The 21,808-nt window shown below is 70.9% G+C and carries 26 protein-coding genes; 7 read left to right on the plus strand and 19 right to left on the minus strand.

Features of this window, described 5'->3' with window-relative positions; genetic code table 11:
- Window positions 1-460 precede the first annotated feature (460 nt).
- The 3 genes from ACY0MJ_RS21710 to ACY0MJ_RS21720 all read right to left on the minus strand — a co-directional run bounded on the left by ACY0MJ_RS21710 (window position 461) and on the right by ACY0MJ_RS21720 (window position 3,080).
- Window positions 461-700: an SDR family NAD(P)-dependent oxidoreductase gene (locus ACY0MJ_RS21710; RefSeq protein ID WP_462640643.1), complete on the minus strand. Its 240-nt coding sequence runs from the start codon at window positions 698-700 to the stop codon at window positions 461-463.
- Between the two features lie 182 nt (window positions 701-882).
- A complete protein-coding gene (locus ACY0MJ_RS21715; RefSeq protein WP_462640673.1) occupies window positions 883-2,073 on the minus strand; it encodes a M20 aminoacylase family protein in 1,191 nt (396 codons plus the stop codon).
- Between the two features lie 20 nt (window positions 2,074-2,093).
- Window positions 2,094-3,080, minus strand: a complete 987-nt coding sequence (locus tag ACY0MJ_RS21720) for a Bug family tripartite tricarboxylate transporter substrate binding protein (protein ID WP_462640644.1) — start codon at window positions 3,078-3,080, stop codon at window positions 2,094-2,096.
- Between the two features lie 107 nt (window positions 3,081-3,187).
- Between ACY0MJ_RS21720 and ACY0MJ_RS21725 the strand changes: the two genes are divergently transcribed.
- Entirely contained in the window at window positions 3,188-4,066 is an 879-nt protein-coding gene (locus ACY0MJ_RS21725; protein WP_462640645.1) for a LysR family transcriptional regulator, read from the plus strand.
- 6 nt (window positions 4,067-4,072) lie between these two features.
- Here ACY0MJ_RS21725 and ACY0MJ_RS21730 read toward each other — a convergent pair whose 3' ends face one another.
- The 3 genes from ACY0MJ_RS21730 to ACY0MJ_RS21740 are packed head-to-tail and all read right to left on the minus strand — an operon-like array spanning window position 4,073 to window position 5,589.
- Window positions 4,073-4,510 (minus strand): PIN domain-containing protein, encoded by a 438-nt coding sequence (locus tag ACY0MJ_RS21730; RefSeq protein WP_462640674.1) that lies wholly within the window; start codon window positions 4,508-4,510, stop codon window positions 4,073-4,075.
- On the minus strand, window positions 4,507-4,770 hold the full coding sequence (locus ACY0MJ_RS21735) for a type II toxin-antitoxin system prevent-host-death family antitoxin (RefSeq protein WP_462640646.1): 264 nt from the start codon (window positions 4,768-4,770) through the stop codon (window positions 4,507-4,509). The genes ACY0MJ_RS21730 and ACY0MJ_RS21735 overlap by 4 nt, the downstream gene beginning before the upstream one ends.
- Window positions 4,771-4,827: 57 nt before the next feature.
- Window positions 4,828-5,589, minus strand: coding sequence for a ZIP family metal transporter (locus tag ACY0MJ_RS21740; RefSeq protein WP_462640647.1), 762 nt, complete (start codon window positions 5,587-5,589; stop codon window positions 4,828-4,830).
- A gap of 199 nt (window positions 5,590-5,788) precedes the next feature.
- On the opposite strand from ACY0MJ_RS21740, the gene ACY0MJ_RS21745 reads away from it, so the two are divergent.
- On the plus strand, window positions 5,789-5,974 hold the full coding sequence (locus tag ACY0MJ_RS21745; protein ID WP_462640648.1) for a hypothetical protein: 186 nt from the start codon (window positions 5,789-5,791) through the stop codon (window positions 5,972-5,974).
- 11 nt (window positions 5,975-5,985) lie between these two features.
- The gene (locus ACY0MJ_RS21750; RefSeq protein ID WP_462640649.1) at window positions 5,986-6,195 is read left to right on the plus strand and encodes a hypothetical protein; all 210 of its coding nucleotides are present in this window, start codon (window positions 5,986-5,988) and stop codon (window positions 6,193-6,195) included.
- Between the two features lie 64 nt (window positions 6,196-6,259).
- Here ACY0MJ_RS21750 and gspE read toward each other — a convergent pair whose 3' ends face one another.
- The 10 genes from gspE to gspG form a co-directional block, all read right to left on the minus strand.
- Window positions 6,260-7,663 carry a type II secretion system ATPase GspE gene (gspE, locus tag ACY0MJ_RS21755; protein WP_462640650.1) on the minus strand — a complete coding sequence of 468 codons (1,404 nt, stop codon included), beginning with the start codon at window positions 7,661-7,663 and terminating at the stop codon, window positions 6,260-6,262.
- Between the two features lie 5 nt (window positions 7,664-7,668).
- Entirely contained in the window at window positions 7,669-9,813 is a 2,145-nt protein-coding gene (gene gspD / locus ACY0MJ_RS21760) for a type II secretion system secretin GspD (protein WP_462640651.1), read from the minus strand.
- A 9-nt stretch (window positions 9,814-9,822) separates the two neighbouring features.
- A complete protein-coding gene (gspN, locus tag ACY0MJ_RS21765; RefSeq protein WP_462640652.1) occupies window positions 9,823-10,620 on the minus strand; it encodes a type II secretion system protein N in 798 nt (265 codons plus the stop codon).
- 8 nt (window positions 10,621-10,628) lie between these two features.
- The gene (gene gspM / locus ACY0MJ_RS21770; protein ID WP_462640653.1) at window positions 10,629-11,108 is read right to left on the minus strand and encodes a type II secretion system protein GspM; all 480 of its coding nucleotides are present in this window, start codon (window positions 11,106-11,108) and stop codon (window positions 10,629-10,631) included.
- A complete protein-coding gene (gspL, locus tag ACY0MJ_RS21775; RefSeq protein WP_462640654.1) occupies window positions 11,105-12,313 on the minus strand; it encodes a type II secretion system protein GspL in 1,209 nt (402 codons plus the stop codon). Before gspL ends, gspM begins: the two co-directional genes overlap by 4 nt.
- 158 nt (window positions 12,314-12,471) lie before the next feature.
- Window positions 12,472-13,437, minus strand: coding sequence for a type II secretion system minor pseudopilin GspK (gene gspK, locus ACY0MJ_RS21780; RefSeq protein WP_462640655.1), 966 nt, complete (start codon window positions 13,435-13,437; stop codon window positions 12,472-12,474).
- Window positions 13,434-14,066, minus strand: a complete 633-nt coding sequence (locus tag ACY0MJ_RS21785; protein ID WP_462640656.1) for a PulJ/GspJ family protein — start codon at window positions 14,064-14,066, stop codon at window positions 13,434-13,436. Before ACY0MJ_RS21785 ends, gspK begins: the two co-directional genes overlap by 4 nt.
- Window positions 14,066-14,422: a type II secretion system minor pseudopilin GspI gene (gene gspI / locus ACY0MJ_RS21790; RefSeq protein WP_462640657.1), complete on the minus strand. Its 357-nt coding sequence runs from the start codon at window positions 14,420-14,422 to the stop codon at window positions 14,066-14,068. The genes ACY0MJ_RS21785 and gspI overlap by 1 nt, the downstream gene beginning before the upstream one ends.
- Window positions 14,419-14,889, minus strand: coding sequence for a prepilin-type N-terminal cleavage/methylation domain-containing protein (locus ACY0MJ_RS21795; RefSeq protein ID WP_462640658.1), 471 nt, complete (start codon window positions 14,887-14,889; stop codon window positions 14,419-14,421). Before ACY0MJ_RS21795 ends, gspI begins: the two co-directional genes overlap by 4 nt.
- A complete protein-coding gene (gene gspG, locus ACY0MJ_RS21800) occupies window positions 14,864-15,322 on the minus strand; it encodes a type II secretion system major pseudopilin GspG (RefSeq protein ID WP_462640659.1) in 459 nt (152 codons plus the stop codon). Before gspG ends, ACY0MJ_RS21795 begins: the two co-directional genes overlap by 26 nt.
- Before the next feature lie 21 nt (window positions 15,323-15,343).
- Between gspG and ACY0MJ_RS21805 the strand changes: the two genes are divergently transcribed.
- Window positions 15,344-15,838 (plus strand): type II secretion system protein N, encoded by a 495-nt coding sequence (locus ACY0MJ_RS21805; RefSeq protein WP_462640660.1) that lies wholly within the window; start codon window positions 15,344-15,346, stop codon window positions 15,836-15,838.
- Here the strand turns inward: ACY0MJ_RS21805 and ACY0MJ_RS21810 are convergent.
- Both ACY0MJ_RS21810 and ilvA read right to left on the minus strand, forming a co-directional pair.
- Entirely contained in the window at window positions 15,811-16,539 is a 729-nt protein-coding gene (locus ACY0MJ_RS21810; protein WP_462640661.1) for an adenosylcobinamide-GDP ribazoletransferase, read from the minus strand. The genes ACY0MJ_RS21805 and ACY0MJ_RS21810 overlap by 28 nt on opposite strands.
- Before the next feature lie 9 nt (window positions 16,540-16,548).
- Window positions 16,549-18,120 (minus strand): threonine ammonia-lyase, biosynthetic, encoded by a 1,572-nt coding sequence (ilvA, locus tag ACY0MJ_RS21815; RefSeq protein WP_462640662.1) that lies wholly within the window; start codon window positions 18,118-18,120, stop codon window positions 16,549-16,551.
- Window positions 18,121-18,367: 247 nt separating this feature from the next.
- On the opposite strand from ilvA, the gene ACY0MJ_RS21820 reads away from it, so the two are divergent.
- On the plus strand, window positions 18,368-18,817 hold the full coding sequence (locus ACY0MJ_RS21820) for an OsmC family protein (RefSeq protein WP_462640663.1): 450 nt from the start codon (window positions 18,368-18,370) through the stop codon (window positions 18,815-18,817).
- Between the two features lie 91 nt (window positions 18,818-18,908).
- Here the strand turns inward: ACY0MJ_RS21820 and coq7 are convergent, their stop codons facing one another.
- A complete protein-coding gene (gene coq7 / locus ACY0MJ_RS21825) occupies window positions 18,909-19,526 on the minus strand; it encodes a 2-polyprenyl-3-methyl-6-methoxy-1,4-benzoquinone monooxygenase (RefSeq protein WP_462640664.1) in 618 nt (205 codons plus the stop codon).
- 317 nt (window positions 19,527-19,843) lie between these two features.
- Between coq7 and ACY0MJ_RS21830 the strand changes: the two genes are divergently transcribed.
- Both ACY0MJ_RS21830 and ACY0MJ_RS21835 read left to right on the plus strand, forming a co-directional pair.
- Window positions 19,844-20,890, plus strand: coding sequence for a porin (locus ACY0MJ_RS21830; RefSeq protein ID WP_462640665.1), 1,047 nt, complete (start codon window positions 19,844-19,846; stop codon window positions 20,888-20,890).
- 89 nt (window positions 20,891-20,979) lie between these two features.
- Window positions 20,980-21,753: a DUF3047 domain-containing protein gene (locus ACY0MJ_RS21835; RefSeq protein ID WP_462640666.1), complete on the plus strand. Its 774-nt coding sequence runs from the start codon at window positions 20,980-20,982 to the stop codon at window positions 21,751-21,753.
- Window positions 21,754-21,808 lie beyond the last annotated feature (55 nt).

Raw genomic sequence — 21,808 nt, forward strand, 5'->3', positions numbered from 1 at the left:
ACTATCGCCAACTCGCCGAGTCAGAAATAATCGTCTGACTCACACCAACGAGTCTCCGAGATTCCCGGCGCGGTTCAGAGACTGATTTTTTCCCGCTTCTTCATCGATCGATTCTGTGAGTCATGTAGGCGTTGTGTAGGCGGATTGTGCCCAAACAACTCAACGCCGATGGATCTAAAAGTCCGAGAATCGCCGCCCTAAGTGATTGCAGCAAATAGGAAATGCTGCCTACATGGAACTCGATCTACACCAGTCAATACCAATCACCGCTCTTCTTGTGCGGATTGAAAATCCGCGTGTCGGTGGTTCGATTCCGCCCCAGGCCACCAACAAAAAAACCCGCAGGGAACCTCCGGTTCCTGCGGGTTTTCTCTTTCAGGCGCCGCTCAAACCACCGCCGGCGAGCTCGCCCCGTCGATGTTCACGATCGCCCCCGAGACATACGACGCCCGCGCCGAGCTCAGGTACACCACCACGTCCGCGCATTGGCGGAACCCCCGGCGATGTGGGTCACCGAAGGGAACTTGCCGCCCATGCCGATGACGTTGACCACCGCGCCGCTCTTGCGCTCCGCCATGCGCTTGATGACGACGTCGATGACGTTCACGTAGGTGTGGAACTTGGCCTCCATGGCGCCGTGCCAGGCGGCTGCGTCCAGCTCGGCGAAGGGCCGGCGCGCCGCGGCGCCCGCGGAGTTCACCAGGACGTCACGGGGCCCTTGCGCGCTTCGGCTTCGTCGACCAGGCGCAGCACGGCGGCCGGGTCGGTGACGTCCGCCTTCGATGTCGGGTCGGGCGGCGCACCGGCGCCGCCGCGCGCGATCGCGCAAGCCGCATTCTCGCAGCGGCGGCTGCCAGGGGTAGGCAGCGGCCCGGTGATGGCCTACCCGCCCGCCCGCAAGGACTCCCGCACCAGTTCCTGCCAGAACAGCGACGCCGGTTCGATGATGGCGTCGTTGAAGTCGTACCCCGGGTTGTGGACCATGCAGGCGCCCAGCGCACCCGCGCCCGCCCCGTTCCCCACGAACAGGTAGCAACCCGGCACGCGCTCCAGCATGAAGGCGAAATCCTCGCTGGCGGTCTGCGGGGCTGCATCGACCACCACACGCTCGTTGCCGAACAGCCGCTGCGCCACCGTCACCGCCAGCGCCGTGGGCTCCGGCGCGTTGACCAGCACGGCGTAGCCGTCGCGCCAGTCCACATCCGCCTCGACGCCGAACCCGCGCGCATGCAGGTCGGCGATCGCATGGATGCGCTCCTTCACCAGCCTGCGCACCTGCGCATCGAGCGCGCGCACGCTGAGCTCCAGCACCGCTTCCGCCGGAATGACGTTGTTCGCCTGCCCCGCGTGCAGGGCGCCGACCGTCACCACCGCCGTCCGCAGCGGATCGACGTTGCGCGACACGATGGTCTGCAGCGCCATCACGAGCGACGCCGCCGCCACGACGGTGTCGCTGGCGGCATGCGGCATCGCGCCGTGCCCGCCGCGTCCGCGCAGCGTGATCGTCACGTAGTCGCTCGATGCCATCGAGGGCCCGCAGCGGAAGGCGAAGTGGCCTGCGGGGATGCCGGGCATGTTGTGCAAGGCGAAGACCCGGTCGCACGGAAACCGGTCGAACAATCCGTCCTCCAGCATCCGCAACGCGCCGCCCCCGCCTTCCTCGGCCGGCTGGAAGATCAGGTTCAGCGTGCCGTCGAAGTCGACGTCCTCCGCGATCTGCCGGGCGGCCGCGAGCAGGATCGCCGTGTGGCCGTCGTGGCCGCACGCGTGCATCACGCCGGGCGTGCGGCTGGCCCACGCGCTCCCGCTCGCTTCCTGGATCGGCAGGGCGTCCATGTCGGCGCGCAGTCCCAGCGTCCGGCCGCCGTTGCCGCGCCGCAACCGGCCCACCACGCCGGTGCCGCCGACGCCGGTGGCCACTTCGTAGCCCCACGCCCGCAGCTTCTCCGCCACGAGTGCCGCGGTGCGGTGTTCCTGGAAGGCCAGCTCGGGATGCGCGTGGATGTCGCGCCGCAGCTGGACGAACTCCCCGACGCGCGTGGCGAGCGCCTCGCCCAGGTACGGCTCCTGCATGCGCGGGCTGGCGCTTTCCGTCACTGCGCCTGCAGGTTCATGGACTTGGCGATCGCGCGGTACTTGGCCGTGTTCTCGACGTACAGCTTCCCGAGGGCGGGCAGCGGCTGCGGCCGCGGCACGATCATGGCCTGCGCTTCCAGCGCGGCGCGCACCTGCGGGTCGTTCGCGACCTCGCCCAGTGCCTTGTGCAGCGCCTGCACGACGGGCTCCGGCGTGTCCTTGTGGACGAAGTAGCCGGCCCAGGTGTCGAAGACGAAACCCTTCAGAGCGGCGCTGTCGTTCAGCGGCGGTGCGTCCTTCAGCAGCTCCTGGCGCTCGGCGGACAACACGGCGACGGCCTTCAGCTTGTCGTCGTGCACGAACTGCACCTGGCCCTTGCCGTACGGCGTCATGAAGATGTCCACCAGGCCGGCCAGCAGGTCCTGCTGCGCCGGCGCGATGCCCTTGTACGGCACGTGGGTCATCGGCACGCCGATCACCTTGGACATGTGCTCGCCCAGCAGGTGGTACATGGAGCCGGGGCCGACGCTGGCGAAGGTCAGCGGCTTGCCCTGCGCCGCCGCCTTCCTGGCGTACGCCACCAGCTCGTCGCCGTTGTTCGCGGGCAGGTCCTTGCGGGCGAACAGCGCGAGCGGGTTGATGGTGATCATCTGCACCAGCCGGAAGTCCTCGCTCCTGTACTTGATGGCGGAGTTGGCCAGCGGCGCCAGGATCAGCTCGTTGGGCGAGCCCTGGAAGATCAGGTGCCCGTCCGCCGGGCTGTTCAGGACCTTCTGCGCGGCGATGCCGCCGCCGGCCCCGCCCAGGTTCTCCACCACGACCGACTGGCCCAGGTGCTTCGCGAGCGTGTTGCTGAGGGTGCGGGCGATCACGTCCGACACGCCGCCGGCGGGGTAGGGGACGAGCAGGGTCACCGGCCTCGCCGGAAAGGCCTGCGCCAGGGCCGACGTCCCCACGGTGGCGGCGGCCACCGCGGCGAGCACGAGTTTCAGGACGGATCGCATGTCGAATTCCTTGTGGAGGATGGCGGAGCGGGCATCCTAGGCGGCGGTCCGTGTTGACGTCCAATGCATTCTCCAGCACAAATTAATGACCAGAAAGGCATGAACGCATGACCCTCGTGCAACTGCGCCAGTTCGTCGCCCTCGCCCGGGCGGGCTCCTTCGTGAAGGCCTCGGGCCTGCTGCACATGACGCAGCCCGCCCTGAGCCGCAGCATCAAGGCGCTGGAGGAAGACCTCGGCCAGCTGCTGTTCGACCGCGTCGGCAAGCGCATCGTGCTCACCCGCTTCGGCCAGGAAGTGCTGCAGAAAAGCGAACTGCTGCTGGAAGACGCCGCGCAGCTGCAGAACAGCGGAAAGGTGCTGGGCGCGTCGGCCACGGGGCGCTTGCGCCTGGGCCTGAGCTCGGGGCCCGGCGCCATGCTGACCGAGCCGGTCATGCTCCACTTCGCCCGGCACTTCCCGCGCTTCCACCTGGACGTGGTGCGCTCCAACACGCTGAGCCTGGCGCAGATGCTGCGCGACAGGCACGTGGATGCGGTGGTGGTCGACCTGCGCTCGCTGCCGCCCGCGCCGGACCTGCGCGTCGAGCAGGTGGTGGAATCGACCGGCGCCTTCCTGTGCCGCCGGGGGCATCCGCTGGCGAAGGCGTCCAAGGTGTCCTTCGCGCAGCTCACGCGCTTTCCGATCGCGTCCACCCCGCTCAGCGACGAACTCGCCCGCATCCTCGTGGAGCGCTACGGCGAGCGCGCGCATCCGCAAGTCATGGTGACGCTCACCAGCGACGAGATCGCCCATGTCCAGGAAGTGGCGCTGAAGAGCGATACCGTCGCGCTGGCCATCCAGGACAGCTGCCCACGGCTGGTGCAGGTGAAGGTAAGTCCCGCGCTCAATGCCAACGCCCGCTTCGGGCTGGTCACGCTGGCGAACCGCGCGCCGGCGATCTACCTGCCCGTTGTGCGCGAACTGATCGGCAAGGTGTTCGGTTAGCGGGCGTCAGGGGCTGTTTGCGTTTCCGCTCCAGGGATTCAGCAGCTCGAGACCCGCGAACGCGAAATCACCGACGTTCCGGGAGACAACCGTCATGCCATGAACCATCGCGGTCGCCGCGATGAGGCAGTCGCGCTCCGCGCGGCGGGTGGGGACATGCAGGGCGGCACAGCGAAGGGCGACCGCGACATCCACCGGAAGGATGCGACCGGCGAATGCCGGCAGGACGTGTTCGTTCATCCACTTGCGCAACACCGCTGCTTGCGCGGCATCGCGCCGCTCCACTTGCAGGATGCCCAGCTCCAGTTCGAGGACGGTGATCGCGGAGAGATACAGGTCCGCCGTCGGCACCGATCTGGCCCAAGCCACGACGTTCGCGTCCACGCGCCCACTGGGCGCCTTGCGCAACTCGGAGATGACGTTCGTGTCGAGCAGGAACATCAGGTGAATTCGGCGGGACGGTAGGGCGCATCCGCCGGCACCGGTTCGAGCTGGATCGCCGCGGCTTCGGGCATGGCGAGCAGCGTGACGATGTCCGCCTTCGTGCCGGTGAGCTCCTGATAGTGTTCGTAAGTGAGGAGGACATGCGCCGGCTGGCCCCGGTCCGTGATGACCACGGGGCCTTTCGCGGCTGCCTTCTTGGCGCCTGCCGTGTCCTGGTTGAACTCGCGACTGGAGAGGATGGTGGTCACGCGATGATCCATGCGTTCTCGTGAGTAGCAACGTTACTACGTTCCTCTTTCCCCCGCAACTCGTGCGCCTCAGCTCCCGAGCTTCGACAGCATGAACGACGCCAGGAACCCCGCCACCGTGATCAAGCCCGACGCATCGTGCGCGTCCTCGAAGGCCTCCGGAATCATGGTGTCCGCCAGCATCGCCAGGATCGCGCCCGCCGCCACCGCCGTCGTGCCCGCCACCACGTCGGCGGAGAAGTCCTTGAAGACGGCGCAGCCCACCCAGGCGGCGGCGCCGGAAGCCAGCGCGATGGCGCCCCACACGCCGAACACGTAGGCGGCGGAGCGCCCCGCCTTCTTCATGCCCGCCGCGCTCGACAATCCCTCGGGCACGTTCGACAGGAACACGGCGATCACGGCGACGAAGCTCACCGCGCCGCCCGCCAGCAGGCTGAGCCCGATGACGATGGATTCCGGGATGCCGTCCAGCAGCGCGCCGATCGCGATGGCCATGCCGCTGCCGGCGTCCTCGCTTTCGGAGGGCTGCTGGCCCTGCGAACGCTTGCGGTGCTTGGCGCCGTAGCGCGCCAGCGCCCAGTTGGCCACGGTGTACACGGCCGCCCCGCCGAGGAAGCCGGCCGCCGTCGCGTCGAAGCCGCCGCGCCGGTAGGCTTCGTCCATGAGCTCGAAGGCCAGCGCCGAGATGAGCACTCCCGCGCCGAAGGCCATCACGCCGGCGATGAGGCGCTGCGGCACGCGCACGAACCAGGCGATGGCAGCGCCGAGCACCAGTGCGCCGCCGGCGAGCAGGCCCCAGAGCCCGGCTTGCAGCGAGAGCGGGATGGCCATCTGCTTGTTCCTTGTTGTGCCATGAACATAGGCGCGGCAGGTGCGTCGCCCTGTCGGACGGCGCCGCACCCGGCGCACGCGCCTGGCCACGGCCGAGCCGCTGTAGTCAGGTGCCGACACCCGCGCGCGGACCCGGACTAGGCGGGCCCGCGCAGCGGGCCTAAGCCGCCTCCCCGCGCGCGCGCGCACCATGACAGGCATGCCTGAAGATCGCACCCCCATCGACCACGGGCTCGCGCATCCGCAGCCGGAGCGCGGGACCATTCCGCAACCCAAGCCGCAGGTGGACGACGACCCGCGCGAGCTGGTGCCCAACGAGAAGGTGTCGCGGGACAAGCAGCCCGGCGTGGGCGGCCACACGGACTTCGTCCAGCAGCCGGACTGAGGGGCGCGGCCATGGTGATGTTCAAGGCGAAGTTCCAGCCGCTGACGGGCAAGCCCGCGGCGAGCGCGCAGCAGCAGCAACAGCAGCAGCATCAACCGCAGCCGGTCCCGCCGATGCCGAAGGACGACAAGCCCAAGGCGCCGCCGATGGAGAAGGAGCGCGGGCCGCAGTACCCCGTGAAGGAGCCTGGGCCGGGGAACCCGCCGGAGCGGGTGCACTGAATACCGGGAGCCCTGGGTCCCCGCCTGCGCGGGGATGACGAAGGTGGGGCGGGGATGACGAGAACTAATCCCGCGTCACGCGCAGCACTTCCTCGCGCGATGTGATGCCCTCGCGCACCAGCCGTTCCCCGTCGTCGCGCATCAGCCGCATGCCGGCCGCGAGCGCGGCCTCGCGGATCTCCGCTTCCGACGCCTGCTTGTGCACCAGCGCGCGGATGCGTTCGTCGGCGATCATCAGCTCGAAGATGCCCGTGCGGCCGTGGTAGCCGGTGTAGCCGCAGTGCTGGCAGCCGCGCGCCACGCCTTCGACTTCCACCTTGCAGTACTCGCACAGCTTGCGCACCAGGCGCTGCGCCAGCACGCCCAGCAGCGACGAGCTCAGGAGGAATGGTTCCACGCCCATGTCGGTCAGGCGCGTGACGGCGCTGGCCGCATCGTTGGTGTGCAGCGTGGCGAGCACCAGGTGGCCGGTCAGCGAGGCCTGGATGGCGATCTGCGCCGTCTCGTAGTCGCGGATCTCGCCGATCATGATCACGTCGGGGTCCTGCCGCAGGATCGCGCGCAGCGCCTTGGCGAAGTCCAGGTCGATGCGCGGGTTCACCTGCGTCTGGCCGATGCCGGGCAGCTCGTACTCGATCGGGTCTTCCACCGTCATGATGTTGCTGCTGCCGGCGTCCAGCCGGCTGAGCGCCGCATACAGCGTGGTGGTCTTGCCCGAGCCGGTGGGGCCGGTCACGAGGATGATGCCGTGCGGCTGCTCGATCAGCCCGAGGAAGCGCTCGAGCGTCGCGCCCGTCATGCCGACGGCCTCCAGGCTGATGCGGCTCTCGCTCTTGTCCAGCAGGCGCAGCACGGCGCGCTCGCCGTGCGCGCTGGGCAGCGTGGAGACGCGCACGTCCACCGCGCGCGTGCCGATGCGCAGCGAGATGCGGCCGTCCTGCGGCAGCCGCTTCTCCGCGATGTCCAGCTCCGCCATGATCTTCAGGCGCGAGATCAGCGCCGCGTGCAGCGCGCGGTTGGGCTGCACGACCTCGCGCAGCGTGCCGTCGACGCGGAAGCGCACGCTGGAATGGCGCTCGTAGGGTTCGATGTGGATGTCGCTCGCGCCGTCGCGCGCCGCCTGCGTGAGCAGCGCGTTGAGCATGCGGATGATGGGCGCGTCGTCGCTCGCCTCCAGCAGGTCCTCCACCGCGGGCAGCTCCTGCATGATGCGCGAGAGGTCGGCGTCGTTCTGCACCTCGCTCACCACGGTCGCGGCGCTCGACTCGCCCTGCGCATACGCCGCGCTGATGCGCTGCGCCAGCGCCGCGGCCTCCAGCTGCTGCAGGCTGCGCACCGGGTACTTGCGCAGCACCTCGCTCCAGGCCGGCGCCGGCGTGCCCGCGTGCCACAGCACCAGCTGCTCGCCGTCGTCCTCCAGCAGCAGCTGCTGGCTGCGCGCGAACGCGTACGGCAGGGGGTAGCGCATGGGCTTCAGCGCACGCTGGGCGCGGTGGTCGCCGGCGGCGCCACCAGCGGCGCCCAGGTGTTCAGCGGCGGCGGCACGGTGGTCACCTCGGGCATGATCGGCGCCCCGTTCACCGGCACCACCGAGCTGGGCGTGGGCTGCGCGTTCTGCTGCTTGGTGCGCATCAGGTCGTAGCGGTCGATCGACAGCGCGTCGCTCTGCCCCGTGTCGCGGATCACCACCGGCCGCAGGAACACCATCAGGTTGCTCTTGGTGCGGCGGCGCGCCTCGCTCTTGAACAGGTTGCCCAGCACCGGCACGTCGCCGACGCCGGGCACCTTGTCCTGGCTGCCGCCGTAGCGGTCTTCCAGCAGGCCGCCCAGCACCACCACGGAGCCGTCGTCCACCAGCACGTTGGATTCGATCGTGCGCTTGTTGGTCGTCGGGCCGTTGGCGTCCTTCTCGGTGCCCGGCTGCACGCTGGACGCCTCCTGGTAGATCGTCAGGCGCACGGTGCCGTTCTCGTTGATCTGCGGCTTCACGCGCAGCGTCAGGCCGACGTCGCGCCGCTCGATCGTCTGGAAGGGGTTGACCGAGTTGCTGGTGGCGCCCGTGTTGGTGAACTGGCCGGTCACGAAGGGCACGTTCTGGCCGATCACGATCTTGGCTTCCTCGTTGTCCAGCGTCAGCAGCGTGGGCGTGGACAGCACGTTGGCGTCGGTGTTGGCCTCCAGGAAGCGCGCCAGCAGCCCCAGCACGAAGGTGCCGTTGATGTTGCGCGCCGCGCCGATGTTGAAGCCGGTCGCCGGCAGCACCTGCCCGGTGGCCGCGCCGATCGCGAGGTCGATGATGTTGGTGCCGCCCGTGCCGGCCGCGCGGTAGTTGGTGCCGAGGAAGCCCACCACGCTGCTGCCGGTGTTGCCGATGATGTTCTGCCACTGGATGCCGAACTCGGCCGCCTTCTCGGCGTTCACCTCCACGATCAGGCTTTCCACCAGCACCTGGGCGCGGCGGCCATCGAGCTGGTCGATCACGGCGCGCAGCTGCCGGTACTGCGGTTCCGGCGCCGTGATGATCAGCGAGTTGGTCGCCGGGTCGGCCTGGATCTGGCCGCCGGTGGAGGGCTGGGCCGAGGGCGTGATCGGCGCGTTCGACGCGCTGGTGCCGGTGCCGGCGCCCGGCGCGCTGAGGCCGGTCACGGTGCTGGGCGAGGGCGCCGACACCACGCCGGCGACGCCGCCGACGGGTCCGTTCGGGTTCATGCTCGCGAGCGCCGCGCGCAGCACCGTCGCCAGCTTGGTCGCCTCGGCGTTGCGCAGGTAGACGACGTGGATGTTGCCGGCGTCCGTGCCCGCGCTGGGCACGTCCAGCCGCGCCACGACCGAGCGCACCAGGTTCAGCCGCGCCGGATTGGCGGCGCGCACGATCAGCGAGTTGCTGCGCGGCTCGGCGATCACCGTTGTGCGGTACGAGGTGTCCGCCAGCCCCGGCGCCGTCGGCGTGGCGGGCGTCGTGGGACCGCCGGAGGCTTCCACCAGCCGCTGCACGATGGGCGCCAGGTCCACGGCCAGCGCATGGTGCAGGTTGATCACTTCCACGTCCGTCGCGTTCGACACGTCCAGCGCCGCGATGATGCGGCCCAGGCGCTGCAGGTTGTCCGCGTAGTCCGTGATCACCAGCGAGTTGTTGCCGGGGTTCACGTTGATCGTGTTGTTGGGGCTGATCAGCGGCCGCAGGATGGGCACCAGGTTGGCCGCGTTCTCGAAGTTCAGGCGGAAGATCTGCGTGACGATCTGGCTGCCGCTCGCCACGCCGTCCACGGAGACGGCGCCGCCCTGCAGCTTGGCCTCGGCCTCGGGCACGACCTTCAACAGGCCGCCGGAGGTCACCACCGTGTAGCCCGACAGGCGCAGCGTCGCCACGAACTGGTTGAACGCCGCTTCCGGCGCGACCGGCCGCTCGGTCGACAGCGTGATCGTGCCCTTCACGCGCGGGTCCACCACGATGTTGCGGCCGGTGATGGCGGCCATGGTGCGCGCCACCGCCTCGATGTCGGCGTTGACGAAGTTCAGGGTGACCGGCTCGCGCGCGCGCTGCGCCAGCACCGTGCCGGGGCCGGCGCCCAGCAGGAGGGCGAGGGCGATCGTCGCGGCGGCGAATCGTTGGTTCATGCGGGTACTTCAGCCGATCGAGATGATGGAGCGCTCGCCCCTGCGGCGCCCGATTATGTTCAGCAGGTTGGCCAGGGCCGCCTCGCGCCCCGGCGTGGCGCTCGCCTCGCCACGGAAGCGCAGGCGCTGGCCGACCCATTGGCCGGTGCCGGAGAGCAGCAGGCTGCCTTCCAGCGTCTCCAGGCGCAGGCTCGCCTGCGCGCCGCCTGCCAACGTGATGCGGTAGCTGCCCATGGGCCTCAGGGTAGACAGGCGCGACGCGACGCGCGACGCCACCAGTTCGGCCCGCCCGGACACCGCCGGGCGGCCTGCGACCCATTCTACTGAAAGGCCCTGCGTGGCGAGCTGCACTTCACCTTCGAGTTGCAATGTGTTCCAGGGGGTGCCGAGGCCCGCGAGCACGCTGGCCGGCCAGTTCGAACGATGGTCCGCCACCTGCACGCGCGCGCCGCCCCAGCGCAGGTGCGCGCGCAGGTCCACCGGCTGCGCGGTGCAGCACTGGGCGTAGAGGCGGGCGGCCAGGCCGTCCCAGCGCGGATGGATCTCCCAGGCGACGCGCCCGGGCAGGGCCGCGGCATCGGTGCTGCCGGGGCCGCCGGTCAGCACCAGCCGCGCCGAGCCGCCCCAGACGGTGCCGCGCACTTCGGCCAGCACCACCTGGCCCTGGGTCGCGCGCTCCACGCCCGCGGCCAGCCAGCGCGCCGGCGCGAAGGCGACGACCGCCACGAGGATGCCCAGGATCGCGCCGGCGACCCCCCAGCCCCAGGGTGCGGGGCGGGCGGGACGACGCTGCGCGCGGGTCGCCATGCGCAACGTCAGCGGGCGGGCAGCGTCACCACGACGGTGCCGTCCCAGCCGCCGGAGGCGTTGCGCGTGAGCTTCGCCTCGCCGGGAATGGCGTGCGCGTTGGTGCGCACCTGCGACAGCCACTGGGCCAGGGCCGAGGCCGGTGCGTTGGTGAGGGTCAGGGTGACGCGCTCGCCCGCGATGTTGTAGCGCGCGCTCACGCCCAGCTGCTCGCGGATCGCGGCTTCCAGCTGCCGCAGCGACTCGCCCGGCGGCTGGCGCGGCTGCGCCTGCATCGTGCGGGCCTGCGCCTGCAGGCGCCGCATCTGCTCGAGTTGCGCGTCCAGGGTGCGGTGCTGTTCCTCGGCGGAGCGCAGCGTGGCCAGCGCCGGCGCCAGTGCGATCCACCACACGAGCGCCAGCGCCACCAGCGCCGCGGCGGCGGCGACCAGCGCCTGCTCGCGCGGAGCGAGGGCGGCCCAGTGCGCGCGCAGTTGCTCCGCCTTCATCGCACGTCCTCCGCGGCCACCAGCAGCACGTCCCCGTCCGCGCTGGCGCTGTAGCCGAGGGGCTTCAGTTGGGCGGCCGTGGCGCGCACTTCGTCGGCGGAGAGGCCTAGCCCGCCGGCGCGCAATTGGCCGCCGGCGTAGTCCAGCGACGCGGGGCTGCGGCCCGGCGGCAGGGCCGCGGCCAGCGCGGCCAGCAGCGCATCGAGGTCGCGCGCCGAGGCCATGCCGGTCTGCTGCCGCAGCAGGGCGACCTCGCGCTCCATCTGCACGGGCGCGTCGACGATCACGCGCACCTGCGGGAAGGTCTCGCGCAGGGTGCGCTGCACCGCCTCGCGCTTGGTCTCCAGGCTGGCGCGTTCCTTCCAGGCCCAGGCGTTCAGTCCCACCAGGTTGACGGCCACCAGCAGCACGGCGGCCCAGCGCGCCGGCCGCCAGGCCGTGTCGTGCAGGACGGCGGCCCAGCCGGTGGCGATCTTCTTCAGCACGCGCGTGCGCGAGGAACTGGCCAGGTCGAACTGCGCCAGGTCCCAGCGGCTGCGCGCGGACTCGAGCCAGCGCTCCCCAGCCTGCTGCAGCGTCCAGGGTTGCGGCAGGAGCTGCTCGGCCAGGCCGGCGACCGCCGGTTCGGCAAAGCGCGGCGTGTCCTCGCGCAGCGCCGGCAGCAGGGGCAGGGTGGCGGCCGCGAGCGGCAGCGACAGCACGCCCTGCGCGCTGCTCGCGACCAGCACCGGCTGTTCGGGATCGCCCAGCGCGGTGAGCGACAGCGCGCCTTCGGGCGCGAACTCGGGGACGATGCGGCTCACGTGGCGTCCGGCGGCTTCGAGCGCCTGCAGCGCGGCGCGCAGCCAGGCGCGGTCGCACACGGCGACCCAGGCGGACTCGCCGCCGCGGGCGCCGGGCTGCAGGGCCAGGTGCACCGCTTCCGTGTCGTCCAGCAGCTGTTCTTCCAGCAGGCCTTCGAGCGCGGCGCGCAGACGCGGCGTGCCGGGCGCGATGCCCTTGGGCAGGTCGACGCGATGCCAGGCCAGCGCCCGCACCGGCACGACGGCCACCACTTCGGCGCCGGCGCCGCGCGGCTGCGGCAGCAGGGCCGCGGGTGCCTGCCCCTGGTCGGCGGCGGTGCGCCCGTCGGGCGTGAGCACATAGGCCCACTCCGTTGCCACGGTGGACGCTTCGGGCGGCAGGGAGACGACGAGCGTGCTCATGAACTGCGGGGGATTGTAGGTGGCACCATCTCTGAAAAAAGTCGTGAACGACTTTTTTCAGAGGCTTGGCATGTGTGAGAAGGACCGGCAAAGCCGGATCCTTCTCACACTGATCAAACAACTTTGAAAAATCCGCGCAGCGGATTTTTCAAAGTTCGCTAGCGCATCCCCGCCTGCGGGGCGAAGCTTTCGAAGGCCCCGCGCTCGCGTTGCAGCGCGCGCACGTTCAGGCCGACCCGCTGCACCATCGAGCGCTCCTCGATCACCACCTGGTCGATGCGCAGCCGCCCGATCACCTGGAAGTACTGCGTGTCCACCGAGGCGGCCGTCAGCTCGAACTGCGCGTTGGGCAGCAGCTTGGCCACGTCGGCCACGTTGCGGAAGTGCTGGACCTCGCGCTCGGTGACCAGGCGCTTGGCGTCGGCCAGGCTCAGGTTGCGGCCGACGGCGTAGAGCACCTGGGCCGGCGCCGTGTTGATGTTCACCCGCGTGGCGCTGGCGGGCAGCACCGTCACGTAGGGTTCGAGCGCGGCGACGGTCTCGGGCGCCACGCCCAGCCAGACCAGCTGCTCCACGCGCTGCGGCATCAGCGGGGCGCGCGCCGCGTTGCGGTTGTCCACGCTGATGTCCGCGGCGAAGCGCAGGTTCTCGGCCAGCCGCGCCAGCTCGGTCTGCGGCAGGCCCAGCACGTCGAACAGGCGCTGGAAGGTCTCCAGCCAGCGTGTCTGCACCGAGCCGGCCTGCACCAGGTCCGCGACGTTGAGCTTGGCCTGCAGGTCGCTGATCTCGCCGGAGAGGAACACGTTCTCGGCGTCGCCCATGTCGCCGTTGTTGTCCGGGTCGGCGGCGAGGAAGGTGGACAGGCGCGCCTCCTGCAGCGGCACGGCCCAGGGCTCGGCCAGGTGGTCGGTGCGGTCGGCGCGGAAGTCCTCGCGCAGGATCAGCCGCGCCCAGTCGAGCGCGCCGTTGAGGATCCAGGCCGACTGCACGCGCGAGCGGTCGGCGCTTTCCACTTCGACGCTGCGCCACTGCTGCCACAGCGCGGCGGCCGCGAAGGTGGCCACCAGCGTGACCGTCAGCATGGCCGCCAGCAGCGCGGCGCCCCGGTGCGTGCGCGTCTTCATGGCGTGAGCGTCGGACGCATCCAGTCCTTCTGCAGCCGGCCCGAGAGGGCGCGGCCCGGCGGCAGGTCCAGCAGCAGGCGCACGCCGTCGGGCAGCCCGCCGCCGCCCGCGACCGGCTGCCCGCCGGACGTGGACTGCGGGTTGCTCCAGGCATCGCCGCGGAAGAAGAAGACCTGCCAGTCGGCCAGCGGGGCGATCACGACTTCCCGCTGCCGCATCGCCGCGCTCGGGTTGCGCGCCCAGAGGTCGGCTTCCTGCCAGGCGGTGTCGAGGTCGCCGCGGGTGCGCACCGGCGGCGACTCCCAGCGCAGCCACTCGCCGCCGCGCCGGGTCCAGCCGACCACCCGCACGCCCTCGGCCGCCGACAGGCTGCTGCGGCGCGTGAGGCGCAACACCTGGCCGTTCCACTCCAGCGGCGGCACCGGCGGGAAGGCGGCGATCGCGTCGAGGTCGGCGGTCCACTGCGCCAGGCCGGTCTGCAGCGACAGCACTTCGTCGGCGCGCGTCTCCGTCGCCTCGCGCGCGCGCATCATGCCGTCCAGCCCGCGCCAGCTGAGGCTCGCGAGCAGGGCCAGCGCGAACAGCGCGACCAGCAGCTCGACCAGCGTGAAGCCGCGCGCGCGCCGCATCAGTAGCGCCCCATCACGGTCGACAGCCGCAGGATGGGCGAGGCGTTGGAGAACACCTGCGCGTCGACGCGGCGGAAGCTGGGGTTGGGCGTGGTCGCCACCTTGATGCGGATGGTGAAGGCCTGCCCGGCCTGCTCGCAGTCCTGCTGCGCGTCGCCCACGGGCGGCAGCTGCTTCGCGAGCTTCATGCGCACCAGCTCGTTCTCGGCGCACAGGTGCGCGAGCAGCACGTCGGACTGGCGCTGCGCATTCGCCGTGAGCGCGGCGCTCGCCTGCAGGCCGGCCACCAGGGCGATGGACACGATGCCCAGCGCCACCAGCACCTCGATCAGCGTGAAGCCGCGCGCGGGTTTCATGGCGAAGCGGCGGCGGCCTTGAAGGGGCGTACGCCGTCGGTGGCGACGCGCACGCTCTGTTCGGGATGCTCCGCGCTGGTGATCACCACCGCCTGCGGGCCGATCACCGGCTCGGGGCCCAGCACCAGCACGCCGCGGCCTTCCACGCGGGTGTCGCGCTCGAGCCAGCCCTGCGGCAGCGCGTCGGGCGGCAGGCCTTCGAAGCGGAAGCCGGTCTCGGTGGCGATCCAGCGCACGGGCTGCCCGGTCAGGCGCGAGCGCGCGCGGCCCGATTCCAGCAGGGCCGCCAGCCGCTCGCCCTCGCGCGCCAGCGGCGCACCGCCGGCGTCGCGCAACGCGAAGGAAACACCGGCGGAGGCGATGGCGATGATGGACACCACCACCAGCAGTTCGAGCAGCGTGAAGCCGGCGCGGCGCCGGCGCCGGGGCGCGGGGTCGGCCCTACTGCCAGGAGCCGATGTCGGCATTCTTGCCCTCGCCACCGGGCTGGCCGTCGGCGCCGAAGGACATGACGTCGATCTCGCCCTTCACTCCCGGGTTGAGGTACTGGTAGGGCCGGCCCCAGGGATCGTTCGGCAGCTTGTCCAGGTAGGGCTTCCAGTTGGCCGGAACGGGCTGCTCGGTGGGGCGCGTCACCAGGGCCTGCAGGCCCTGCTGGCCCGTGGGGTAGCGCTGGTTGTCGAGGCGGTACAGCTTCAGCGCCTGCATCAGGTTGTTGACGTCGGTGCGCGCGGCGGTGACGCGGGCATCGTCGGCGCGTTCCAGCACGTTGGGCACGATCAGCGCGGCGAGCACGCCGATGATGACCAGCACCACCATCAGCTCGATCAGGGTGAAACCGGCCTGGACCAGCGTGGCGCGCACGCGGGCGCGCAGGCGGAAAGCGGAGGTGGGCGACATCGCTTCAATGATAATCGCCGCATGTGGACCGCAACCTCCGCCGCGTGGACGGTGCGCGGCGCGACCTTCGCGCTGTGGGCGCTCGCGGCGGCCAGCGCCGCCTGGTGGGCGCTGCAGCTTGGCGGCAGCGGGCGCGAGCGTGCCGTGCCGCCCGCGGCGCCGCGCAGCGTGCCCCCCGCGGATCCGGCGGCCATCGCCCGGCTGCTGGGCAGCACGCCGGCCGCCGCCGTGGCGGCCGTCGGCGCGCCGCAACCCGCGCTGGCGAGCCGGTTCCAGCTCGTGGGCGTGGTCGCGGAGAGCCGCTCCGGCCACGGCGCGGCCCTGATCGCGGTGGACGGCAAGCCGGCGCGGCCCTACCGCGTGGGCCAGGCGATCGAGGAAGGCGTGGTCCTGCAGTCGGTGCAGGGCCGGCAGGCCGTGCTGGCGGCGCGCGGCAACGGGCTCGTCACGCTGGAGTTGCCGCCGCTGCCCGGGATCGCCCGGCCGGCTCAGGCGCCGATCGCGGCGCCCAGGTAGAAGGCCAGCTCGCACACCTGCTGCACGGCGGCCAGTTCGGCGGCGTCGTGGCCGCGCCGGCGGCACCACAGCAGCATGCCCCCGCAGGCGAGCGCCGCCAGCAGCAGCGGCAGCACGAGGAAGGCCACGCCGTCGGCCAGCAGCATCAGCGCGAGCGGGATCGCGCACCACAGGGCCGCGACCGGGAGCGCGCCCGGCTCGGTGCTTCCGCCCAGGCCGCGGGCCAGCGCCAGCGGCGCCACGCGGGACACCACGTGCGCGGCGAACAGCGCGGCCATGATGCCGGCCTCGGAGAAGGACGCGATGGCGGCCAGCAGCGCCAGCTTGCCGGCGAGCACCAGCACCAGCGTCGTCACGCCCGCGACCGCACCGGGCTGCGCGCGTTCGGCCACGCCGAACAGGGCGCTCTCGTGCCGGCCACCGGTGAGGGCCACGGTCACCATGGTCGAGGCGACGGCGGCGACGGCCGCATTCCAGGGCGTGCCGCGCAAGGCGAGCGCGGCCAGGGCGAAGGACAGGCAGGCCGCGATGCCGACCACCCAGCCGGCGCCGGGCAGGTGGGCGCCGCTCGCGCGGATCGCCTCGTCATCCGGCTCGGGGTCGGGCGCGAGCGCGCCGCCCACGCGCACGCGGGTGGCGTGCTGCAGCGCCAGCGCGAAGCGGCGGGCGAAGAGATCGAAGCGGTCGCGGAATTCGGCCACGCGCGGATGCTAGCGGGCCTGGGCCGCGCCGGGGGCCGGGCTGCGCAGGAACAGCTGGTAGACCGGATTGGCGGTTTCCTCGATCGAGGGGTAGCCGAGGGTGTCCAGGAAGGCCTTGAAGGCGCGGTCCTCGCTCTTGGGGACCTGCAGGCCCACGAGGATGTGGCCGTAGTCGGCGCCCTGGTTGCGGTAGTGGAACAGGGAGATGTTCCAGTTCGGCTTCATGTGCGACAGGAACTTCATGAGCGCGCCGGGCCGCTCCGGGAACACGAAGCGCAGCAGGCGCTCGTCCTGCGCCAGCGGCGAGGGGCCGCCGACCATGTGGCGGATGTGTTCCTTGGCCAGTTCGTCGTGCGTCAGGTCCAGCGCGTGGAAACCCTGGCGGGTGAAGTTGGCGGCGATGCGGGGCGACTCGCCCTTGCCGTGCGTGGTGAGGCCCACGAACACGTGCGCCTTCTGCGCGTCGCTGATGCGGTAGTTGAACTCGGTGACGTTGCGCGGGCCGCCGGGCAGCGTGCCCACCAGCTCGCAGAAGCGGCGGAAGCTGCCGCGCTCCTCGGGGATGGTCACGGCGAAGAGGGCCTCGCGCTCCTCGCCCACCTCCGCCCGCTCGGCGACGAAGCGCAGGCGGTCGAAGTTCATGTTGGCGCCGCACAGGATCGCCGCGTAGGTCTCGCCGCGCCGCTTGTGGCCGGCCACGTACTGCTTGATCGCGGCCACCGCCAGCGCGCCGGCGGGCTCGACGATGCTGCGCGTGTCGACGAAGACGTCCTTGATCGCGGCGCAGACGGCGTCGGTGTCGACCAGCATGAATTCGTCCACCAGCTCGCGGGCCAGGCGGAAGGTCTCCTCGCCCACCAGCTTCACGGCCGTGCCGTCGGAGAACAGGCCCACGTCGCCCAGCGCCACGCGCTTGTTGGCCGCGACGGAGCGGGCCATCGCGTCGGAGTCGCTCATCTGCACGCCGATCACCTTGACCTCGGGGCGCACGGACTTGATGTAGCTCGCCACCCCGGCGATGAGGCCGCCGCCGCCGATCGCCACGAACACGGCGTCCAGCGGCCCCTGGTGCTGGCGCAGGATCTCCATCGCGATGGTGCCCTGGCCGGCGATCACGTCCGGATCGTCGAAGGGGTGCACGAAGGTCAGCTGCTCGCGCTCGCACAGCGTGCGCGCGTGCTCGTAGGCGTCGGAATAGCTGTCGCCCTGCAGCACGACCTCCGCGCCCAGCGTCTTGACGGCGTCGACCTTCAGCTGCGGCGTGGTCACGGGCATCACCACCACGGCGCGCGCGCCCATGCGGTGCGCCGCCAGCGCGACGCCCTGCGCGTGGTTGCCGGCCGAGGCGCAGATCACGCCGCGCTGCAGCTGCTCGGGCGACAGGTGCGCCATCTTGTTGTACGCCCCGCGCAGCTTGAAGCTGAACACCGGCTGCTGGTCCTCGCGCTTGAGGAGCACCTTGCTGTGCAGGCGGCGGCTGAGGCTGCGGGCCGGCTCCAGCGGGGTTTCGACGGCAACGTCGTAGACGCGCGCCGTGAGGATCTTCTTCAGGTAATCCTCCGGCTGCAGTTGTTTCTTCATGGCGCGGGCATCATAAGAGGCGGCCGGCGCCGCCTCGCGGGCAAGAAAAAAGCCCCGGGACCTTGCGATCCAGGGGCTAAATCCACCAAAGGAGGGTGGAGGAGACAAGCTTCAGGCCTTCCGGGGGCGTTGGCCTCCCGTCCGGCGGTGCTTAGCGGAATCGCTATGCTGTGGTCCGAGTATAACGGAATTTTGCTGCAATGCACAAGTGTCGCGTTGCACGCAAGCCTCAGCAGGAACGAAGACGATGGAATGCACGGTGACGTGGACGGGGGCCAGCGGCGCCCGCTCGGGGATGGGATTCGTGGCGGAAACGGGCAGCGGCCACGTGCTGGCGATGGATGGCGCGCCCGACGAGGCCCGGCCCGAGAACGGCGGCCGCAACCAGGCGCCGCGGCCCATGGAGACCGTGCTGGCCGGCACGGGCGGCTGCACTGCCTACGACGTCGTCCTGATCCTCAAGCGCGGGCGCCATGACGTGCGCGGCTGCTCGGTGAAGCTGAGCGCGGAGCGCGCCACCACCGATCCCAAGGTGTTCACGAAGATCCACATGCACTTCACCGTGCGCGGCCGGCAGCTGCCGCAGGCGGCGGTGGAACGCGCCATCGCCATGAGCCACGAGAAGTACTGCTCCGCGAGCGCGATGCTGGCGAAGACGGCGGAGATGACGACGAGCTTCGAGCTGGTCGAGGACTGAAGGCGCTGGGGTTCGCTGCGCTCACCACCAGCCTACGAACAGCCGCCGGAGTGGCCCGTAGGCTGGTGGTGAGCGCAGCGAACCCCAGCTTTCAGATGTAATGCGCGGTGGTGGTCATCACCTTCGCCGCCGCCCGCATCGCCAGCTTCACCGGCTGCGGCAACTCCGTCGCCCCCGAGGCCTGCGCGCTCGCCGCATGCGCGGCTTCGTCGTCCTTCATCTGCGCCACGATCGCGCGCGACGCGTGGTCCGCCGCCGGCAGGCGATCGAGGTGGCTCTGCAGGTGCGCTTCCACTTGGCGCTCGGTCTCGACGATGAAGCCCAGGCTCACGCGGTCGCCGAGCCGCCCGGCCACCAGGCCGAGCCCGAAGGCGCCCGCGTACCAGAGCGGGTTGAGCAGCGACGGCCGCGCACCGAGTTCGTCCAGCCGCGCCTGCGTCCACGCCAGGTGGTCGGTCTCCTCGCGCGCCGCCTTCTCCAGCTGCGCGCGCAGGGCGTCGTTCTGCGTGGCCATGGCCTGGGCGGTGTAGAGCGCCTGCGCGCAGACCTCGCCCACATGGTTGACGCGCATCAGCGCGGCGGCATGGCTTTTTTCCTGCGCGCCGAGGTGCGTGGATTCGGCGGGGACGATGGGGCACGGGCGCGTCCCGCGGCGCTTGGCGAACAGCGTGCGCAAGGCCTGGTCGAAGGCGCCGAGAAGACGGTCCATGCGGCGAGTTTAGGACGTGCGCCAGCGGCCCGGGGCGGATGCCGCCGGCCATCGCTTCCGCGACACGTCATCCCGGCATGCGAAATCGCGTGACGAGTTGTTGCGCCGGTTCCACTCGACCTTGGAAACCTTGTTGTCCGACCGCAACGAAAGCCGCTTTTCCCCGCTAAATGCTTTGCCCGAGCTAGGGGGCTCTGGTGGAATAGCAACAACTTCCCAAAAGGAGGTTGGCCCGGGGATCCGGTGGGGACGCGAGCGTGCCTGCATTCGAAGACCCATGCGAACCGGAGCCCTTGTTTAACCTTGGAGAAACTTGCATGAAAAAGTCCCTGATTGCGCTGGCCGTGATGGCCTTCGCTGGCGCGGCTTCCGCCCAGTCGTCGGTCACCCTGTTCGGTATCGTCGACGCGGCCGTCAGCCACTATCGCGTGGATGGCCAGTCGAACTTCACCGGCCTGACGAACTCCGGCTACAACAGCTCGCGCCTCGGCTTCCGCGGCACGGAAGACCTGGGTGGCGGCATGTCGGCCTCCTTCTGGCTGGAAGGCTCGCTGTCCAACGACAACGGCACCCCCGGCGGCTTCATGTTCCAGCGTCGCTCGACGGTCAGCCTGGCCAGCGGCTGGGGCGAACTGCGCCTGGGCCGTGACTACACCCCGACGTTCTGGAACCTGACGGTCTTCGATCCGTTCGGCACCAACGGCGTGGGCACCAACGTCACCCTGCGCGCCAAGACCGCCACCGGTGCGGATCCCAACGCCGTCCGCGCCAGCAACATGGTCGGCTACTTCCTGCCCCCGAACCTGGGCGGCTTCTACGGCCAGGTCAACTACGCCTGGGACGAAATCTCCGGCGGCAACGACCAGGGCCGTTACATGGGCGCCCGCGTCGGCTACGGCTCCGGCCCCTGGAACGTCGCGCTGGCCTATGGCCGCACCGACGGTACCGACCCGGCCGTCGCTGCTCCGGACGTCCGCGCCTGGAACATCGGTGGTTCGTGGGACTTCGGCATGGCCAAGGCCATGGCGATGTACGACAACAGCCGCTACGACTTCGACGTGGCCGGTGCTGACGTCCGCCTGAAGTCCTGGCTGGTCGGCGCCCTGGTGCCGGTCGGCGCCGGCGAGATCCGCGTGGCCTACAGCCGCGCCAAGCTGGACACCGGCGGTGCGGATCCCCGTTCCAGCCAGTGGGCCCTGGGTTACGTGCACAACCTGTCCAAGCGGACGGCCCTGTACGCCACCTACGCGCACATCAGCAACGACAACGGCGCCAACCTGGCCGTCGGCACGGGCGGTGGCCTGGTCGGTGCGGCCAACCAGGACAGCTCCGGTTTCGACATCGGCGTCCGCCACAGCTTCTGATTTTCGAACCGGCCGCAAGGCCGGTGCAGAAAACAAGAAACTTGAAAAGCCGCCTTCGGGCGGCTTTTTTTATTGTCCAATCGCGGGCCATGCCTTCCCTGCCTTTGCGGCGCCGCGCGCGCGCCGCGCTCGCCGCCGCTGCCGCGGCCGGCCTGCTGGCCGCTTGCAGCAGCCCGCCGCGCACACCGGCCGACGTCGCCTCCTCGCCCTGGGCACGGCAGTCCGGCTTCCGTCCCGGCCCCGCCGCCCCCGCCTGGGACCACCGGACCTTTCCGGGCAAGGCGCCCACCCGCTTCACGTACACGCACCACGAAGGCCGCGACGCGATCTCGGTGCAGGCCAACGCCTCCGCGAGCATGCTGCGGCAGGTGCTGCGCATCGAGCCGCACCAGCTCGGTCGCGTGCGCTTCTCGTGGAAGGTGCCCGAGCTGATCGCGCAGGCCGACCTGGGGCTGCGCGAACGCGACGACGCGCCGGTGCGCATCGTGCTCGCCTTCGAGGGCGACCGCTCGCGCTTCTCGCCGGCCGACACCGCGCTGTCCGAACTCGCGCACGCGCTCACGGGCGAGCCCATGCCCTATGCGACGCTGATGTACGTTTGGGGCAACCGCCGCCCACCCGGCACGGTGATCCGCAGCCCGCGCACGAGCCGCGTCCGCACACTGGTGGTGGAGTCCGGTCCGCAACGCCTGAACCGCTGGCTCGATTACGAGCGCGACATCGCCGCCGACTACCGGCACGCGTTCGGCGAGGCGCCCGGCGCGCTCGTGGGCATCGCGATCATGACGGACAGCGACAACACGAAGTCGCGCGCGCGGGCCTGGTACGGGCCGGTGCGCCTGGTGCCCGCGAGCGCCCGCTGACGCGGGGGGAAACCCCCCTACGGCCGCAGGGGAGGGCGATGCTAGCATCGGCAGC

This window comes from Ramlibacter sp. bp-362 (assembly GCF_054956735.1).

What these genes read in the sequence shown, in the direction of transcription:
- ACY0MJ_RS21715 (WP_462640673.1), bottom strand. Translation starts at nt 2,073, where the DNA reads ATGCAGGAGCCGTACCTGGGCGAGGCGCTCGCCACGCGCGTCGGGGAG.
- ACY0MJ_RS21720 (WP_462640644.1), bottom strand. Translation starts at nt 3,080, where the DNA reads ATGCGATCCGTCCTGAAACTCGTGCTCGCCGCGGTGGCCGCCGCCACC.
- ACY0MJ_RS21725 (WP_462640645.1), top strand. Translation starts at nt 3,188, where the DNA reads ATGACCCTCGTGCAACTGCGCCAGTTCGTCGCCCTCGCCCGGGCGGGC.
- ACY0MJ_RS21735 (WP_462640646.1), bottom strand. Translation starts at nt 4,770, where the DNA reads ATGGATCATCGCGTGACCACCATCCTCTCCAGTCGCGAGTTCAACCAG.
- ACY0MJ_RS21740 (WP_462640647.1), bottom strand. Translation starts at nt 5,589, where the DNA reads ATGGCCATCCCGCTCTCGCTGCAAGCCGGGCTCTGGGGCCTGCTCGCC.
- ACY0MJ_RS21745 (WP_462640648.1), top strand. Translation starts at nt 5,789, where the DNA reads ATGCCTGAAGATCGCACCCCCATCGACCACGGGCTCGCGCATCCGCAG.
- ACY0MJ_RS21750 (WP_462640649.1), top strand. Translation starts at nt 5,986, where the DNA reads ATGGTGATGTTCAAGGCGAAGTTCCAGCCGCTGACGGGCAAGCCCGCG.
- gspE (WP_462640650.1), bottom strand. Translation starts at nt 7,663, where the DNA reads ATGCGCTACCCCCTGCCGTACGCGTTCGCGCGCAGCCAGCAGCTGCTG.
- gspD (WP_462640651.1), bottom strand. Translation starts at nt 9,813, where the DNA reads ATGAACCAACGATTCGCCGCCGCGACGATCGCCCTCGCCCTCCTGCTG.
- gspN (WP_462640652.1), bottom strand. Translation starts at nt 10,620, where the DNA reads ATGGCGACCCGCGCGCAGCGTCGTCCCGCCCGCCCCGCACCCTGGGGC.
- gspM (WP_462640653.1), bottom strand. Translation starts at nt 11,108, where the DNA reads ATGAAGGCGGAGCAACTGCGCGCGCACTGGGCCGCCCTCGCTCCGCGC.
- gspL (WP_462640654.1), bottom strand. Translation starts at nt 12,313, where the DNA reads ATGAGCACGCTCGTCGTCTCCCTGCCGCCCGAAGCGTCCACCGTGGCA.
- gspK (WP_462640655.1), bottom strand. Translation starts at nt 13,437, where the DNA reads ATGAAGACGCGCACGCACCGGGGCGCCGCGCTGCTGGCGGCCATGCTG.
- ACY0MJ_RS21785 (WP_462640656.1), bottom strand. Translation starts at nt 14,066, where the DNA reads ATGCGGCGCGCGCGCGGCTTCACGCTGGTCGAGCTGCTGGTCGCGCTG.
- gspI (WP_462640657.1), bottom strand. Translation starts at nt 14,422, where the DNA reads ATGAAACCCGCGCGCGGCTTCACGCTGATCGAGGTGCTGGTGGCGCTG.
- ACY0MJ_RS21795 (WP_462640658.1), bottom strand. Translation starts at nt 14,889, where the DNA reads ATGCCGACATCGGCTCCTGGCAGTAGGGCCGACCCCGCGCCCCGGCGC.
- gspG (WP_462640659.1), bottom strand. Translation starts at nt 15,322, where the DNA reads ATGTCGCCCACCTCCGCTTTCCGCCTGCGCGCCCGCGTGCGCGCCACG.
- ACY0MJ_RS21805 (WP_462640660.1), top strand. Translation starts at nt 15,344, where the DNA reads ATGTGGACCGCAACCTCCGCCGCGTGGACGGTGCGCGGCGCGACCTTC.
- ilvA (WP_462640662.1), bottom strand. Translation starts at nt 18,120, where the DNA reads ATGAAGAAACAACTGCAGCCGGAGGATTACCTGAAGAAGATCCTCACG.
- ACY0MJ_RS21820 (WP_462640663.1), top strand. Translation starts at nt 18,368, where the DNA reads ATGGAATGCACGGTGACGTGGACGGGGGCCAGCGGCGCCCGCTCGGGG.
- coq7 (WP_462640664.1), bottom strand. Translation starts at nt 19,526, where the DNA reads ATGGACCGTCTTCTCGGCGCCTTCGACCAGGCCTTGCGCACGCTGTTC.
- ACY0MJ_RS21830 (WP_462640665.1), top strand. Translation starts at nt 19,844, where the DNA reads ATGAAAAAGTCCCTGATTGCGCTGGCCGTGATGGCCTTCGCTGGCGCG.
- ACY0MJ_RS21835 (WP_462640666.1), top strand. Translation starts at nt 20,980, where the DNA reads ATGCCTTCCCTGCCTTTGCGGCGCCGCGCGCGCGCCGCGCTCGCCGCC.